Annotated in this window: 14 protein-coding genes; 6 read left to right on the top strand and 8 right to left on the bottom strand. The window is 67.0% G+C overall.

Annotation, left to right across the window (positions count from 1 at the left end; genetic code table 11):
- Window positions 1–30: 30 nt before the first annotated feature.
- Both ACZYZ5_RS11300 and ACZYZ5_RS11295 read right to left on the bottom strand, forming a co-directional pair.
- Entirely contained in the window at window positions 31–723 is a 693-nt protein-coding gene (locus ACZYZ5_RS11300) for a hypothetical protein (protein ID WP_463901818.1), read from the bottom strand.
- Window positions 724–789: 66 nt separating this feature from the next.
- Window positions 790–1,428, bottom strand: a complete 639-nt coding sequence (locus tag ACZYZ5_RS11295; protein ID WP_463901817.1) for a hypothetical protein — start codon at window positions 1,426–1,428, stop codon at window positions 790–792.
- Window positions 1,429–1,682: 254 nt separating this feature from the next.
- Between ACZYZ5_RS11295 and ACZYZ5_RS11290 the strand changes: the two genes are divergently transcribed.
- The 3 genes from ACZYZ5_RS11290 (at window position 1,683) to ACZYZ5_RS11280 (ending at window position 4,559) form a co-directional block, all read left to right on the top strand.
- The gene (locus ACZYZ5_RS11290) at window positions 1,683–2,870 is read left to right on the top strand and encodes a GTP pyrophosphokinase (protein WP_463901906.1); all 1,188 of its coding nucleotides are present in this window, start codon (window positions 1,683–1,685) and stop codon (window positions 2,868–2,870) included.
- Window positions 2,871–3,210: 340 nt separating this feature from the next.
- Window positions 3,211–3,813: an Ltp family lipoprotein gene (locus ACZYZ5_RS11285; protein WP_463901816.1), complete on the top strand. Its 603-nt coding sequence runs from the start codon at window positions 3,211–3,213 to the stop codon at window positions 3,811–3,813.
- A gap of 413 nt (window positions 3,814–4,226) precedes the next feature.
- Window positions 4,227–4,559 carry a hypothetical protein gene (locus ACZYZ5_RS11280; protein ID WP_463901815.1) on the top strand — a complete coding sequence of 111 codons (333 nt, stop codon included), beginning with the start codon at window positions 4,227–4,229 and terminating at the stop codon, window positions 4,557–4,559.
- 75 nt (window positions 4,560–4,634) lie between these two features.
- Here the strand turns inward: ACZYZ5_RS11280 and ACZYZ5_RS11275 are convergent, their stop codons facing one another.
- Genes ACZYZ5_RS11275 through ACZYZ5_RS11265 form a run of 3 tightly spaced genes read right to left on the bottom strand, consistent with a single transcriptional unit; the run spans window position 4,635 to window position 9,824 of the window.
- The gene (locus ACZYZ5_RS11275; protein WP_463901814.1) at window positions 4,635–6,191 is read right to left on the bottom strand and encodes an FAD-dependent oxidoreductase; all 1,557 of its coding nucleotides are present in this window, start codon (window positions 6,189–6,191) and stop codon (window positions 4,635–4,637) included.
- Window positions 6,188–8,398 (bottom strand): molybdopterin oxidoreductase family protein, encoded by a 2,211-nt coding sequence (locus tag ACZYZ5_RS11270; RefSeq protein WP_463901813.1) that lies wholly within the window; start codon window positions 8,396–8,398, stop codon window positions 6,188–6,190. The genes ACZYZ5_RS11275 and ACZYZ5_RS11270 overlap by 4 nt, the downstream gene beginning before the upstream one ends.
- Before the next feature lies 1 nt (window position 8,399).
- Window positions 8,400–9,824, bottom strand: a complete 1,425-nt coding sequence (locus ACZYZ5_RS11265) for an MFS transporter (protein ID WP_463901812.1) — start codon at window positions 9,822–9,824, stop codon at window positions 8,400–8,402.
- Between the two features lie 290 nt (window positions 9,825–10,114).
- On the opposite strand from ACZYZ5_RS11265, the gene ACZYZ5_RS11260 reads away from it, so the two are divergent.
- Complete coding sequence (locus ACZYZ5_RS11260; RefSeq protein WP_463901811.1) at window positions 10,115–11,527, top strand: MFS transporter; 1,413 nt, start codon at window positions 10,115–10,117, stop codon at window positions 11,525–11,527.
- Window positions 11,528–11,684: 157 nt separating this feature from the next.
- Here the strand turns inward: ACZYZ5_RS11260 and ACZYZ5_RS11255 are convergent, their stop codons facing one another.
- The 3 genes from ACZYZ5_RS11255 to ACZYZ5_RS11245 all read right to left on the bottom strand — a co-directional run bounded on the left by ACZYZ5_RS11255 (window position 11,685) and on the right by ACZYZ5_RS11245 (window position 15,139).
- Entirely contained in the window at window positions 11,685–12,416 is a 732-nt protein-coding gene (locus ACZYZ5_RS11255) for a glutamine amidotransferase (protein ID WP_463901810.1), read from the bottom strand.
- 67 nt (window positions 12,417–12,483) lie between these two features.
- Entirely contained in the window at window positions 12,484–14,304 is a 1,821-nt protein-coding gene (locus ACZYZ5_RS11250; protein ID WP_463901905.1) for an acetyl/propionyl/methylcrotonyl-CoA carboxylase subunit alpha, read from the bottom strand.
- 157 nt (window positions 14,305–14,461) lie between these two features.
- A complete protein-coding gene (locus tag ACZYZ5_RS11245; protein WP_463901809.1) occupies window positions 14,462–15,139 on the bottom strand; it encodes a Maf family protein in 678 nt (225 codons plus the stop codon).
- Between the two features lie 71 nt (window positions 15,140–15,210).
- Here ACZYZ5_RS11245 and ACZYZ5_RS11240 point away from each other — a divergent pair, with 71 nt between their 5' ends.
- Both ACZYZ5_RS11240 and ACZYZ5_RS11235 read left to right on the top strand, forming a co-directional pair.
- Complete coding sequence (locus tag ACZYZ5_RS11240) at window positions 15,211–15,504, top strand: hypothetical protein (RefSeq protein ID WP_463901808.1); 294 nt, start codon at window positions 15,211–15,213, stop codon at window positions 15,502–15,504.
- 75 nt (window positions 15,505–15,579) lie between these two features.
- A partial coding sequence (locus ACZYZ5_RS11235; RefSeq protein WP_463901807.1) for a DUF222 domain-containing protein occupies window positions 15,580–16,339 on the top strand: 760 nt, incomplete at its 3' end.

Below are 16,339 nucleotides of genomic sequence, written 5' to 3'. Positions count from 1 at the left end.
GCGGGCAGGGCTTTCGGTCAGGCCCAGGGCTCAGGAGCAGGCGTAGGGCGGGACTGTGTCCCAGGCGTTGTAGGGCTTGAACCAGTGCTCGAAGCCCAGCCGCTCGGCGTCGTCCTCGAGGACGTCGAGGCTGTCCGAGAACAGCGCCTCGCTGTCCGCGTCCTCCAGCAGGACTTCCTCCACCTGCGCCCGCCAGTCCTGCGGGAGGTCCAGTTCGTAGATGTCCTCGGTGATTTCCGCCTGATCGAGCAGGCACCGGACGGCGAGTTCGGCGGCGAGGCATCCGGGAGCCGCCCAGCCGCGGACCAGGGCCGCGGTGACGTCGGCGGCGACCACGATGAATCTCCGGGTGAAGTTCGTGTCGTAGCTGGCGGCGAACTGCGGCGGCAGCGAGGACAGCACCGACGTTCCGGCGATGTCGGACGGGGTGGCGGACTCCAACGCGCTGAGGGTGCCCAGGTCGCGGAAGAGCTGGTCGATGAGGATGCTCGAGGAGTTCCACAGCAGGCCGGCCAGCAGGCGGGTCTGGCGCACGGCGCTCTGACGGTCCTCCGCCGGGACGGCGGCCATTTCTTCCAGGTCCGCCGGGTCGAACAGGAGCCGTTGCTCCGGCGACATGTCATCCGGATGCGGGTCGAGACCGAGCAGCTCGAGGCTCAGCCCGGTCAGCTTGTCGGCGTCGGTCAGGAGTTCTTCGGTGATGTCGTCGTCGTCGGCGCTCATGGCCCCGATGCTACCCGCCATCCGGTCCCCGCCCGATTCCTGTTACGAGGACGTGTGCGGCCGCTGTCAGGCCGCGGCGGCCCGCGGATTGCCCGACGCCTGACTGCCGCTCGCCATCCGGTCGGACGCGACATATACGATCCCGCAGATCAGCGGAACCACGCTCGCCGCCGTGAGCGAGGCGACCTGGCCCGACCTTCCGATAATCGTGATCAGCAGCGGCAGCACGCCCAGGGCTACGAGCAGCCAGCCGGCCAGCGCGGTCCGTTTCAGGCCGAGCACGGCGGCCGGGAACGACAGGGCGACGATGCTGACGGCGATCACCGGTCCGTTCTCGCTAATGAATTCACGCAGGGCGGCGGGGTCGAAGGCGAGCCACACACACGCCGCGATGAAGGCGGACGCGAGCGCGAGCAACAAGGGAGCGGTCGGGGCCGGCCAGAACCAGGCCGAGACCGCGAGGATAAGCATCGGCAGCACCCATGCGAGCGTGATCAGCAGCCCGGTATTGCCGCCCGGATCCTGCATCGCGTAGCCGCCGATGAAGACGCCCGCGACGACCGTAAACACCGCCATGACCGCCGCCCCGGTGCGTTGAAGTGCCGCGGCCCGCCGCTGCGGATCCTTTTCTCGTGCGAAGACAATGCCGAGCACGACGACGACCACAACGATCGCGCCGAGGGCCAGGATGATGGGGACGTCCATGGAGTGCCTCCTGCGGATGAACGGAACCTAGTTTCAGTACACGCCCGCAGGGCGGGCTGGCCAAGGGCAAAAAGGCCCGCTTCGCGGCGGGGGGATGGGTTGATTGCCCACATGTCCGGGCTACCAGTCGTGTGATCGGTTCTTGCACGTCAACGACGTGTGGATAATCCCGCAGGCTGATATTGCTGACACCGTTACGCCTTCGGCGCGGTCCTTGCCCGTGTCGAGCGCACACCTGCAAAGATGGCACCTTGATGGGACAAGGCCAAGAATTCAACGAAAGGGCCACGACATTGATTATCAGGGGGAGTAGCGGCTCGGCATACCGACAGGCGGTAGCCGGGCTGGACAATTTTGGCGCCTCTGCTGAGGAGCTAATAAAGCGACTACTACGTGCGGGCAACGTTGCCTTCTACTCTGTCGACCACAGAGTCAAGTCTGAAGAGAGCGCCTCTCTGAAGCTTGCAGACCCAGAGGGAGCGTATGACAGCTTTCCGTCGCTCCACGACCTGCTAGGTCTTAGAGTGACCTGCTACTTCTCGGATGACGTAGACAAGGTGGTCGAAATCATCGAGAAGGAATTTGACGTCGACCCCGAAAAGTCAGTAGACAAGGGCAAGCTGCTTTCCCCCCAGGAATTCGGTTACAGGTCGGTTCACCGGGTTGCGAGACTAGGACCCCAGCGCGCTTGTCTTGCGGAGTACGCAGACTATAAAACCAAACGGTTTGAATTGCAGATCCGGACCGTGGTGCAGCACGCCTGGGCTGAGATAGAGCACGATCTCGGTTACAAACAGGAGACAACACCAGAGCCGATCAGTCGTAGGTTCTCGATGTTGGCGGGCGTGCTGGAGCTCGTGGACTACGAGTTCATGGCGTTACGTGACGAGTTGCTTGAATACCAGATGGCTGCCGATAAGGAGGCACAGTCACCCGAGCCCGCCATGGCCCTGGATCAGGCCACCCTCGCCGCCGTTTTCAAGGTGCCAACCTCGTTCTGCAACTTCCTGGACCGGGCTGTAACCGGAGCAATAGACATAAAGCTGCATAAGAATATGCCGGACTCCAATAGCGTGAGCCAACGCGTCCGACAGATGCATGACGTCGGAATTGTAGACATGTCCCAATTGCAGGAAGCAGTGAAGAGCTGGGAACCGCATGTTCTCGACTTTTCCGACAGGTGGGTTAAGCGGCCGGACTCCATGAGAACTGTGAAGCTGAGCAGTCAGCGCCGTCTCCAACTTCTGCAACGTGGGCTGCCCCGAGGCATAGGACTTTTCTACATGTGGCTGGTGATGAGGGCTGAAGCCGCAGCCAACGGCGATGGAGAAGCGCCGAAGATAATGGATTGGGACGCTGTTCCGGAGATTTGGACGGAAACGGTGAGTGAACTGGGAAGCGCGCCACGGCTACCGCCACGAAGGAGTCAGAGTAAAGGCTGATTAGTCGTCCAAAGGCGACCGTGTGATGTGCGTCAGCAAAGTCCGGGCTACCGAAGTTGTGGGTGGTTGGTTTTACCGGCCGCGTAGCTCCAAGGGAGTGGGCCTCGGGGTTAATTCCTGGTTGCACGTGCACGTCTATCGGCGGCGGACTCGTTCTGCCGGTGAACGTCACGAACTGCCGAGTCCCAGCGAATGCTCAGCTTGTGGGTGTATGTGGCTATAGTTCCTTTTGGGGGGACGAACCTGTCATCTGGTCTGACACAGGGCTACATCTCAGTGACACCGCACGGCGGAGAAGCCACCCAGAGAAACCAGCCAAACCAGTTAGACAGGATCTGCAATGACAGAGAACACAACTTTGCCGGACGCTGCGCGTGACGGCAAAGCCCAGGCAGCAGCGGACAAGGCATATCGCAAGGCGTCGCGGCCTTGGTTCAAGAAGAAGCGCTTCCTTTTACCTCTGATTATTGTCGCGCTAATGATCATTTCGGGTATTTCAAACGCTGGCAAGGGCGATTCTTCAGCTACTGTCGCTCCTTCCTCGGAGACGCCGGCAGCGGCGCCTGCTGCTGCGGCCCCCGCAGCAACGGCAGCCTCCGAGGCCCCCGCAGCCCCCGCAGCAGCGGCAGCCCCTGCAGTCCCTACCGAGTACAAGTCCGCGCTGAAGAAGGCGGAGTCCTACTCCAAGACTATGCACATGAGCAAGATCGGCATTTACCAGCAGCTCACATCGGAATACGGCGAAAAGTTCTCGCCTGAAGCAGCGCAATATGCGGTTGATAACCTAGTGGCAGACTACAAGGCAAATGCCCTGGCGAAGGCCAAGAGCTACCAGGAGACTATGTCCATGTCTCCGGAGGCCATCCGCAAGCAGCTGACATCGGAGCATGGCGAGAAGTTCACGCCGGAGGAAGCCGAATACGCGGTTCAGAACCTGAGCTAGAAGGCACCAAAGAGAAGGGGCCCCCTTTGGGGGCCCCTTTGTTGTGTGCCGTTCTAAGTGGCACTAAAGGCGTTATGACGTGCGTCCAACGTTCTGCCCGGAAACCATGGACTGTGCGTCAAAGAGTTCGGGACTTCCCGCCCCATAGGCGTTCCTGGTGCCGTACCGGCGGGGCCCTGCACCCAAGGAAAACCCAAGCAGGCTGGACGAGAATGCGAGGCACGGCCTGCGCATGGCCCTGAAGTGCTACGAGGTACGGGAGAAGAGGGCGACGTGAAGAGCATCAAGATCATAATGACTCTTCTGGCTTGGCGTTCGGCTGGTTTCGGATAGTCCCCGGAAGTCACTGGTTCAGCGGGGATAGGGTAAAAAGACCCTATCTCCGGGCGTGACGCGTATGCGATGGTGTCGCCATGTGGATCGTCGTCCTGCTCGCCGTTGGGGTAGTGATCGCTCTCTGGCAAGTCGTCCTGGCCGGGCTCGTCCTTTGGGCGCTTGTGGCCTGCATCCGGTGGTGGATAGCGGCCGTCACGGTGCCGAGGCCGAGCTACCCCCGAAGGCCTGTCCAAACCCGGCCCGTGGCCAGGCCCGTCCAGACCCGGCCTGAGCCCAAGCCCAGGAAGCCCGTGCCCGTCCGCGAGCTACCCGCGCCCGACTACCTGCCCAAATGGACTGCGAGCCGGCGGCTGGATGCCGGCCGCGAACATGCCCTGTGGCAGGAGAAGTTCGACAACGCAGGGCAGTAAGACCCCGCCGGCCGAGTTCCGCCAAGGGTAGCGCGCCCGCGCCGGTGGCCTGCCCGTGTTCAGCGCTGTCCAGCGCTAGGCTACGGCCCCCTGAAAGTGCTTTTCGATAAGTCCCTTGATGTCGTCGTGGCAGCCGCCGCATCCTGTCCCGGCGCGGGTGGCGCCGGAGACCTCGGCCACCGTCCCGCAGCCGTCGGTCACCGCGGCAGCGATCTTGGTCCCGCTGACTCCCGCGCACCGGCACACGGTGCGCTCCGGGTCGGCCGCGCCGGCAGCGGCCGCCTGGTCCGGCCCGTCGAGGCGCAGCAGCAGGGACCGGTCCGCCGGGAGTTCGGCGCCGCGCTCGAAGAGCTGCACCAGCTCTGCCCCGGTGCGGGGCATGCCCACGGCCACCAGGCCTTCGAGCACTCCGGCGCGGGTGGTCATCTTCACGTAGCGGCCGTGCTCGGGATCGGCCCACTGGGCGATCTGCAGCCTGGCGCGGCCGTTCACGGCACCGGCAGTCAAAGCTTCCTCGTCCCACGGGTCGGCGGAAACATCCCCGGCCACGGCCATGTTCATGCCGCGAGCCTTGAGCACAACCACGCCCGGAAGTTCCGCCGGGAGCGCCGGCAGCAACTCAGCGTCAGGCGACTCGGAAGCCAGCAGCGTCAGGTACTCGGCGAGCCATTCGGCCTGCCGCCAGCCCGGGCCGACCAGCCCGGACGGACCGCGCGCGGTCCGGCATTCAGCACAGTCCGGCTCGGGGCAGCGGACCTCGGCGCAGTCGCCGATCGCGAAAATGTGCGGCTCGTGGTGTGCCCGGAGCTTGTGGTCCACCAGGATCCCGGCGGCGGTGGAGAGCCCGCAGCCCTCGGCGAGCTCGGTCCGCGGCCGCACGCCGCAGGAGAGCACCAGCAGGTCGCCGTCGATCGCGGACCCGTCATTGAGCAGCAGCGCGGAGAAGCCGCCGTCGGGCGCATTGTGTTCGACGCCGGTGGACCGGGCGTTGCCCGCCACGCGCACGCCGCAGTTCCGCAGCGAAGCCGCGAGCACTGCGCCGCCGCCGCGGTCGATGTTGCGGCCCAGCGGATGCGGGCCGTTGTGCACCACGGTCACGGTGGCGCCTTCCTCGGCTGCGGCGAGGGCCGTCTCGAGGCCCAGCACGCCGCCGCCCAGCACCACCACGCGCTTGCCGCCGGCTACCGCCGCCTGCAGTACCGAAGCATCGCGCAGGTCCCGGAGCGCGGTGACGCCGGCTGGCAGAACCGGCGCGGCCGGGTCCGGGTTGAGCCCGGTGAGGTTGGGGATCACCGGGCGGGAGCCGGTGGCGAAGACCAGCCGGTCGTAGCCGGGGGAGGTGCCGTCGCTGAGGACCAGCTGCTGCCGGGCGCGGTCCACGCGGCGGACGCGGACGCCCAGCCGGACGTCGACGCTGTCGGCAATCAGCGCGGCGGCGTCGGAGAGCGCCAGGGCCGACGCCGTGGTCCGGCCGACCCCGAGATCCGCCACGAGCACTCGGTTGTACGCAGCCTCGGCCTCCTCGCCGACCACCGTCAGGTGCGCGAGTCCGCTGCGGACCGCCGGCAGCAGTTCGTCGACCAGCCGCGCGGCCACCGGCCCGAAGCCCACAACAACAATGCGCTCAGTCATGACGCACCTTCCTTCTGCAGTTCATTGGCGCGGAGATTGGCAGCGCCGGGCTTGACCCAGACCTTGCTGAACTTGAACTCCGGCATCCCGGAGATCGGATCCGTGGCCGCCTCCGTGAGGCGGTTAGCGCTCTCCAGCTCCGGGAAGTGGAACGGGAGGAACACCGTTTCGGGCCGGATGTCCGTGCTCAGCTCGGCGCGGCAGGACACCTCGCCGCGCCCGTTGGAAATCGAAACGACGTCGCCCTCGGCGATGCCCTGCGCGGCCGCGGCCGCCGGATGGATTTGCAGCCGCGCTTCCGGCTGGGCCGCGGCCAGCGCGGCCACCCGCCGGGTCTGCGCACCGGACTGGTAATGCTCCATCAGCCGCCCGGTGATCAGGGTCATCGGCTTGCCGGCCCGGTCCCCGGCGTCGGCAACGGCGAAAGACGAAGAAGCAGCACGACGGCGGGGCGTCACCGGAGTGAACACGGCCCGCCCGTCCGCGTGGGCAAAGGAGTCAAGGAACAGCCGCGGGGTCCCCGTGCTGCCGGCGGGGTAGGGCCAGTAGGCGGCCTCGCCGCGGTCCAGCATGGCGTAGTCGATCCCGGAGTAGTCGGCCAGACCGCCGGAGGACGCGAGCCGGAGTTCCTCAAAGACGGTCTCCGGGTCCTCGCTGAACATCGAGGGGGCGTCCAGGGCCTCGGCCAGCCTGGCCATGATCCACAGCTCGCTGCGCACCCCGGGCGGGGGAGCGAGGGCCCGGCGGCGGCGCAGCACCCGGCCCTCAAGGTTGGTCAGGGTGCCTTCCTCCTCGGCCCACTGGGTGACCGGGAGGATCAGGTCCGCCTCCGCGGCGGTCTCGGAGAGGAAGAAATCGCAGACCACCAGGAAGTCCAGGCTCCGCAGGCCGGCGATCACGGCGTTGGCGTCCGGCGCGGAAACCGCCACGTTGGCGCCGTGCACGAAGAGGCACCGGACGCCGTCGGGCTGTCCCAGGGACTTCAGGAGCTGCACGGCGGGCAGGCCGGGGCCGGGAATGAGCGATTCCGGCACGCCCCAGACCGCAGCCATGTGTGCGCGGGCGGCTGGGTCGGTGATCTTGCGGTAGCCGGGGAGCTGGTCCGCCTTCTGGCCGTGTTCGCGGCCGCCCTGGCCGTTGCCCTGGCCGGTGAGGGTGCCGTAGCCGCTGCGCGCGGAGCCGGGCAGGCCCAGCAGCAGGGAGAGGTTGATGGCGGCGGTGGCGGTGTCCGTGCCGTCGACGTGCTGTTCCACGCCGCGGCCGGTGAGGATGTAGCTGCCGCCCCGGCGGGAGCCGTCGGCAAGCCGGCGGGCGGTGTCGCGGATCATCCCGGCCGGGACGCCCGTGAGCGACTGCACGCGCTCGGGCCAGTAGGAGGCGACGCTGCGGACGACGGCGTCGTACCCGGCGGTGCGGGCCGCGATGTAGCCGGCGTCGGCCAGGCCCTCGTGGATCACGACGTGGGCGAGGCCCAGCAGTAGGGCGAGGTCGGTGCCGGGCAGCGGCTGCAGGTGCAGGCCTCCGCCGTCGGAGGTGAATGCCGCGGTGGCGGAGCGGCGGGGGTCCACCACGATCAGGCCGCCGGCGTCGCGGGCGCCCTGCAGGTGCTGCACAAACGGCGGCATGGTCTCGGCGACGTTGGAGCCGAGCATCAGGATGGTGCTGGCGGAATCGAGGTCCGCCAGCGGGAAGGGCAGGCCGCGGTCCAGGCCGAAGGCGCGCATCCCGGCCGCGGCGGCGGAGGACATGCAGAACCGGCCGTTGTAGTCGATCCGCGAGGTGCCCAGGGCCAGCCGGGCGAACTTGCCCAGCTGGTAGGCCTTCTCGTTGGTGAGCCCGCCGCCGCCGAAGACTCCGACGGCGTCCGCCCCGTGGCGGGCACGGGTGGACTTCACGGCCGCGGTGATGCGCTCCAGCGCCTCGTCCCAGCCGATCGGGCGGTGGACGCCGTCGGCGCCCTTGAGCAGCGGTTCGGTGACACGGCCGGGGTGGTTCAGCAGCGACGCAGAGGTCCAGCCCTTGCGGCACAGCCCGCCGCGGTTGGTGGGGAAATCCCGTCCGGCCACGTCCAGGAGGGCCGCGGCGGGCTGCTCCGGCACGGGGACTGACCCCGGCTGGGAAGCCGGGGTCAGAGCCGCTGGGGTGGTGAGCGTCATGGCGCACTGCAGAGCGCAGTAGGGGCAGTGCGTGTCGGCGCCGGTGGTCATATTAGACGTGTCCCATCGCGTTTCGGTTGGCGTTGCGGATGTAGCAGAACCAGCAGACGACCAGCATCAGGACATAGGCCCCGACGAAGCCGTAGAACGCCGGGGTGTAGGAGCCGCTGGCGCTGTTTGAGGCGTTGAGGACCTGCGGGATGACGAATCCGCCATAGGCGCCGATGGCCGAGATCAGGCCGAGGGCCGAGGAGGCGAGCCGCTGCGTGGTGACCGTGCTGGCGCCGGCCTTGGCTGCCCGGCTGGAGGTGGCGAAGATGATCGGGATCATCCGATAGGTTGCACCGTTTCCGAAGCCGCTTGCGGTGAAGAGCAGCAGGAACAGGCCCAGGAAGAGCCAGAAGTTCTTCAGCGGCAGGGTCCAGATCATGGTCAGGGTGATGATGGCCATCGCGGCGAAGGCAGTGACGGTCATCCGGGCGCCGCCCATGCGGTCCGCCATGCGTCCGCCGTAGGGGCGGGCCAGCGAACCGACCAGCGGGCCCAGGAAGGCGAGGGACAGGGCCACGGTGCCGACGCCGATGGAGGAGAACGCCGGGAAGTAGTCCTTGATGAGCTTGGGGAACACACCGGCGAAGCCGATGAAGGAGCCGAAGGTGCCGATGTACAGCAGCGCCATGATCCAAAGGTGCGGTTCCTTGAGCGCGGCGAGCGAGCCTGCGACGTCGCCCTTGGCGCTGGTGAGGTTGTCCATGTACTTCCAGGCGCCGAACGCGGCGATCAGGATGAAGGGGACCCACATCCAGCCGGCCATGGGCAGGTTCACGGTGCCGATGGCCAGCAGGGTGATGGCAATCGGGACGGCAAGCTGTGCGACGGCGGCACCGAGGTTTCCGCCGGCGGCGTTCAGGCCCAGCGCCCAGCCCTTCTCGCGGGCCGGGTAGAAGAAGGTGATGTTGGCCATCGAGCTGGCGAAGTTGCCGCCGCCGAAGCCTGCCAGGGCGGCCACGAACAGCATGGTGCCGAACGGGGTCTCCGGGTTGGAGACGCACATGGCCAGGCCGATCGACGGGATCAGCAGCAGGAGGGCCGAGACAATGGTCCAGTTGCGGCCGCCGAAGCGGGGGACCATAAAGGTGTAGGGGATCCGGAGGGTGGCACCGACCAGGCTGGGCATCGAGATCAGCCAGAAGATTTCCGAGGTGGTGAAGGTGAAGCCGGCCGCGGGCAGCTGGACCACGACGATCGACCAGAGCTGCCAGACGACGAAGCCGAGGAACTCGGCGAAGATGGACCAGTTCAGGTTGCGGCGGGCAATGCTGCGTCCCTGGGACTCCCACTGCTCCTTGTTCTCGGCATCCCAGTTGGCAATCCAGCGGCCGGGACGGAACTCAAGGGCGGGACCGCCGAGGGTGGTGCCGGCATTAATTGTGGGGGAAATGCCGGTTGGGGCATCTGCGGTGCGTTCAGCAGTCACGGGGACCTCCTTGGGGGATGTTGTCCCTCCAAGGTAGGTAATCCGCGTTTCCGGAACCGTCGCCGTTTGTTAACGTGCTGTGACGTTTGCCTATCGGCGCGTTTGTGACGGGGTGAGGAGGGCGGAAATGAGGCGTAGTGTGATGACCAACACTTGAGACACTTTCAGGTGTCCAAATAGTGGAACATTCGTCCATTGAATGGACACCCGGATCTAATATGTAATCCTACTTATCCTCATCCGGACGGTCTCAACCAATCTCAGTCCGGACCCAATGAAAGCGCTATTACATGTCATCCACTTCCACCTCCACGGAGCATGGGTCCGCCCAACCGGTAAATTCACGCGGCCGCGTCATCGTCGCCAGCCTGATCGGCACCACCGTTGAGTTCTACGACTTCTACGTGTACGCCACCGCCGCTGTGCTCGTTTTCCCCTCCTTGTTCTTCCCGAACCAGAACGAGACCACCCAGCTGCTGAGTTCCTTCGCAGTGTTTGGCGTCGCGTTCATCGCCCGCCCGCTCGGGTCCATCGTCTTTGGACACTTCGGTGACAAGTTCGGCCGGAAGGGCACCCTGGTGGCGTCGCTGCTGACCATGGGTATCGCCACCTTCCTGATCGGCTGCCTCCCGACGGCGCTCGTGCCGGGCTGGGAATTCTGGGCACCAGCCCTGCTGGTCGTCATGCGCTTCTTCCAGGGCCTTGCCCTCGGCGGCGAATGGAGCGGTGCCGCGCTGCTGGCCACCGAGAATGCCCCTGCTAACAAGCGTGCCATCTACGGCACCTTCCCGCAGTTGGGAGCCCCGATCGGCTTCATCATCGCCAACGTGATCTTCCTGGTCTTCAGCTACACGCTGTCGCCGACGGCCTTCATGGAGTGGGGCTGGCGCGTGCCGTTCCTGCTCAGCGCTGTCATGGTGATCATCGGCCTCTACGTCCGGCTCAAGCTCATCGAAACGCCCGCCTTCACCAAGGTCCTGGAGTCCAACGAGGTGGCGAAACTGCCTCTCGCCCGGGTCTTCAAGACCAGCTGGCGTCACCTGATCCTGGGCACGTTCATCATGCTCGCCACCTACGTGCTGTTCTACCTGATGACCACGTTCACGCTCACCTACGGAACCCGGGCCTCCAGCCTGGATGCCGCCAAGGCCGCAGCGGAGAAGGCGGGCAAGCCGATGAGCGAGGCCGCGGCCGCCGCGTTCGTCCCCGGTCTGGGCTACACCCGCAACGACTTCCTCTGGATGCTGATTGCCGGCGTCGTGTTCTTCGGTATCTTCACCCTGGTCTCCGGCCCGCTGGCGGAGAAGTACGGCCGCCGCAAGATGCTGATCGCCGTGACCTTCGGCATCATCGCGTTCGGTCTGCTCTTTGTCCCGCTGTTCAGCGCCGGTTTCGTCGGCACGATGGCCCTGCTGATCCTCGGCTTCTCCCTGATGGGGCTGACCTTCGGGCCCATGGGTGCGCTGCTGCCGGAGCTGTTCCCGACAAACGTCCGGTACACCGGCTCCGCCATCAGCTACAACTTCTCCAGCATCCTCGGTGCGGCCGTGGCTCCGTTCATCGCTGTCTGGCTCTGGGAAATGGGCAAGGGCAGCCCCGCGCTGGTCGGCGTCTACCTCGCCTCCATGGCGGTGCTGACGCTGATCGCACTGTTCGTCAGCAAAGAAACCCGCGACCTGGAGTACACCAACAACGTCGCCTGACGCCCGTTCCCGGGCTTGGGGCTGACGCTCCAGCCCGGTTACCGGCAGAAATGCCCGGTGTGTTCACTGAACACACCGGGCATTTCCATGTCGGGTGGTGGGAGCCGGGACGGCAACCGGGCAGGAGCGTCGCCCGAACGCCGGCGGCAGGTCCGGCTTAGCGGGCGTAGAGTTCCACGAAGTTCCGCAGGATCTTCATCGGTTCCGTGGCCGTGAACTGCCGGGCGTCCTCCATCAGCATTTCGGCAGATTCCGGCGGGAAGTAGCCGGCATGGCGGTAGATGTCGATCCTGGTGACCAAGCCCTGCGCATCGAGTTCGGGGTGGAACTGGGTGGCGTACAGGTTCGTCTTGATCCGGAACATGTGCACCGGGCAGGCGGCGGAGCTGGCCAGCAGCACGGCGTGGGAGGGGAGCTGGGTGCAGGCTTCCTTGTGGCCGGTGAAGGCCGTGAAGCTGTCCGGCAGCCCCCTCAGCAGGGGGTCCGCCAGCCCTTCCTCCGTCAGCTTGATGGCCACGCCGCCCAGCCCTTCGCCGTAGGTCCGGTCGATGACGGCGCCCTGGTGCAGGCCCAGCGTGCCGACCCCGTAGCAGGCGCCGAGGAAGGGGAAATCCTCCGGCACGATCCGGTCGAGCAGGGCCGCGAGCTCATGCTCCACCCGGTGCTGGACGTCACTCTTTTCCTCGGCGGGGTCGCTGGACGTGAACGGACTGCCGCCCACAATCACCCCGGAGTACTCGGAGAGGTCCAGCCGGGGCAGCGGCGCGGCTTCCAGTCGGATGCGCCGCAGCTGCGAGGGCTCGAGCCCGCCGTAGCGCAGGTAGGCTTCGTATTCGTCCTCGGCGGCGGCGTCCTCGGCCCGGGAGGCCAGGAGCAGAAAAGGTTTCACAGACCAAGTCTGCACGGGCGGGACGCGGGGGCGCCAGAGGCGCGCCTGCGTCCCGCCCGGCTAACGGCTACTCGGCGACGTCGTCCTCGATCAGGGCGATGATGGCGCCGGCGGAGACGGTCTCGCCGGCCGTGGCGGACAGGCCGATCACGATTCCGGCGCGGTGCGCGGTGAGCGGCTGCTCCATCTTCATCGCCTCCAGCACTACCACCAGGTCGCCCTCGGCAACGACGTCACCCTCGAGGACGGCCACCTTCACGATGGTGCCCTGCATCGGTGAGGTCAGGGCGTTGCCGCTGGCGGCCGCCACGGCGCCGCCGCTGCGGGACCGCTTCTTGGCCTTGGCCGGCTTGACGGCCGCTGAGCCGCCTCCGGTGCCCAGCGACGCCGGGAGGACGACCTCCAGGCGCTTGCCGCCGACCTCGACGACGACGCGCTGGCGTTCGCCGGCGTCGGGCGTTTCGGCCTCGGTGCCGGACGGCGTCCAGGCGGGAATGTCGTTGACGAAAGCCGTCTCGATCCAGCGGGTGTGGACCTTGAACGGGCCCTCGGCGGGGGCGAAATCGGGGTTGGTGACCACGGCGAGGTCGAACGGGATGACGGTGGGGATGCCCTCCACCACCATCTCCTCGAGGGCGCGGCGGGCGCGCTGCAGGGCCTGCGGGCGGGTAGCGCCGGTGACGATCAGCTTGGAGAGCATCGAGTCGAAGTTGCCGCTGATGACGTCGCCCTGCTCCACGCCGGAGTCGATCCGGACGCCGGGGCCGGTCGGGTTCTTGAGCAGCGTGATGGTGCCGGGGGCGGGCATGAAGTTCCGGCCCGGGTCCTCGCCGGTGATGCGGAATTCGATCGAGTGGCCGCGGACTTCCGGGTCCCCGTAGCCGAGTTCCTCGCCGCGGGCCAGCCGGAACTGCTCGCGGACGAGGTCGATTCCGGTGACTTCCTCGGAGACGCAGTGCTCCACCTGGAGGCGGGTGTTGACCTCGAGGAAGGAGATGGTGCCGTCCTGGCCCACGAGAAACTCGCAGGTGCCGGCGCCGAGGTAGCCGGCCTCCTTGAGGATGGCCTTGGAGGATTCGTAGAGCCGGCGGTTCTGTTCCTCGGTGAGGAACGGGGCCGGTGCTTCTTCGACGAGCTTCTGGTTCCGGCGCTGCAGCGAGCAGTCGCGGGTGGAGACCACCACGACGTTGCCGTAGGCGTCGGCGAGGCACTGTGTCTCGACGTGGCGCGGCGCGTCCAGGAAGCGCTCGATGAAGCACTCGCCGCGGCCGAAGGCGGCGACGGCTTCACGGACGGCGGATTCGAACAACTCCGGGATTTCCTCGCGCGTGCGGGCCACCTTGATGCCGCGACCGCCGCCGCCGAATGCTGCCTTGATGGCGACCGGCAGGCCGAACTTGTCCACGAACTCAAGGATTTCCTCGGCGGACTCGACCGGGTCGGCGGTGCCGGGAACCTGGGGGGCGCCGACCTTTTCGGCGATGTGGCGCGCCTGGACCTTGTCGCCCAGGGCGGAGATCGCGGCGGGGGAGGGGCCGATCCAGGTGATGCCGGCGTCGATCACCTTGGCGGCGAACTCGGCGTTCTCGGCCAGGAAGCCGTAGCCGGGGTGGATGGCGTCGGCACCGGAGCGGTGGGCCACCTCGATCAGCTTGTCCATCACGAGGTAGGACTCGGCGGCGGTGTTGCCGCCCAGGGCGTAGGCCTCGTCAGCGAGCTTGACGTGCAGGGCGTCGCGGTCCGGATCCGCGTAGACCGCCACGGAGGCGATGCCCTCATCGCGTGCGGCGCGGATGATGCGCACGGCGATTTCGCCGCGGTTGGCGATCAGCACCTTGCTCAGCGGATGGGTGACTGCGGCGGTGCCTTCTTTGGCTGATCGCTGCACGGTATTTGCGGACTGCTCCGAATTTGCTGACAAGGCGTCTCCTTCTTTCCTTCAGGGAGCCTAGCGCGGTTTTGTGGGTTCCGCCGATATTACTTGCGGATTCCGCGGGTAAAGCGCCCCACCTTTGTAGGTTTACTACAAAGGGCTGCGAATTAGCTCACTCGGCCCGGAGCAGCGCGGGATCCGCGGCGCCGGTGGTCCAGAGTTCCGTGATGCCCACCTGCGCCTGGCCCAGCAGCCCGCGGAGGGTGGAAATGGACAGCCCGACGACGGCGTGCGGGTCGCCGTCGACCTTGCTGATGAAGGCCCCGCCGTAGCCGTCGATCGTAAACGAGCCGGCGCACTGCAGCGGCTCGCCCGTGGCGATGTAGGCGTCGATTTCCTCGACGCTCATCTCCATGAAGTGGACCTCGGCCGAGGTGACGTGACCAAGGGTTGCGCCGGAGCCGGCCGCCCCGGATTCGTCGGTCTCCTCGGTGTCCCGGCAGTCGACGAGCCAGTGGCCGGTGTGCAGCACGCCCTTGCTGCCGCTCATCCGGAGCATCCGCTCCCTGGCGACCTCGGCCGTGTACGGCTTGCCGTGCGCCTCGCCGTCGAACTCGAAGACCGAATCGCAGCCGATCACCAGCGCGCCGTCGGCTTCGGGCAGGGAGGCGACGGCCTCGGCCTTGGCCCGGGCCAGCAGCAGTGCGGTGTCGTGCGGGTCGGTGACGCCGTAGCGGGCCTGGACGGCGTCCTCGTCTACATCCGAAACGAGGATCTCGTGCCGGATGCCGGCGTCGGTGAGCAGCTTGGTGCGGGCGGGGGACTGGGAGGCAAGAATGAGGCGGGTCACCGCACCAGCCTAGTTCCTGGTGCTCGTCGTCGCCGCGCCTTTTTGTCACAGGTCGGTGGGAACGTTAATTTATGGACGGGAACCAGGGACCGAAAGACGAACTCCGCAGCGTGATAGAGATGTGCGGGCGCGCGCTTGAGGAGGCTACTTTGCCCGAGAGCAGCGCAGGGCAGATTGAAGCCTGTCGGCGGTTGGAGGAGCTGAGCGCCGCTTTTGCCACTGTCAGGACGCGTTTTGAAGTGGCGCTGGTCCTAAGCCGCGTGCCGATATCTGCGTCCGGGGCGGGGACTACCGCCATGGCCTCCGAAGCGGTTGACCGGCTTCTGTTGGCCCTCAATAATGTCTTAGCCCTCCGGGACACTTGAGCCATGGACAGTACTCAGTCAGCCGCGGGGGCTCTGCCTGTGGGGGGGTGCGACTGCGCCTGTGGATGCGGGAAGATGCCGGCAACCGGAGACGCAGGCACAGCGCCGTCCGGGGACGTGTCTGGGCTGGATGGTGCGTGTTTGATTGCTGAAATCCGGACTCTGGAAGATCGAAAGTCTGCCCTTTCTGCCCGTCAGGCCCGGCTGTCCGTCGCCTTCGACCTGATCCAGCGCCGCGAACAGCGGAACCTCGGGGTGCCGGCGGCGGAGCTTGGCTCCGGGGTCGGCGCGCAGATCGCCCTGGCCCGGCGGGAATCCCCGGCCCGCGGTGGACGGCTCCTGGGCCTGGCGAAGGCCCTCGTCACCGAAATGCCGCACACCCTCGCCGCGCTGGAGACCGGCCGGCTCAGCGAATGGCGCGCCACCCTGCTCGTGCGTGAAACCGCGTGCCTGTCCGCGGAGGACCGGGCCGCCGTCGACGCCGAACTCGCCCCCGACACCGGGACCTTCGACGGCGCCGGGGACCGGACGATCATCGCCGCGGCCCGCACCGCCGCCTACCGGCGGGATCCGCGTTCGGTCACCCAGCGGGCCAGCCACGCCGCGGCCGAACGGCACGTCAGCCTCCGCCCGGCCCCGGACACCATGTGCTACCTCACCGCCCTGCTCCCCGTCGCCGCCGGCGTCGCCGTCTACGCCGGCCTCACCCGGCACGCCGACACCCAGCGGGCCTCCGGGGACCCCCGGACCCGCGGGCAGCTCATGGCCGACGCCCTGGTCGAACGCACCACCGGGACCCCCGGCGGGATCAGCGGGATCGAGATCCAGCTCGTCA

The organism is Pseudarthrobacter ribosi (assembly GCF_055412865.1).
Note: the sequence above shows the minus strand (reverse complement) of the source record. Positions and strands in the feature narration are given on the sequence as shown.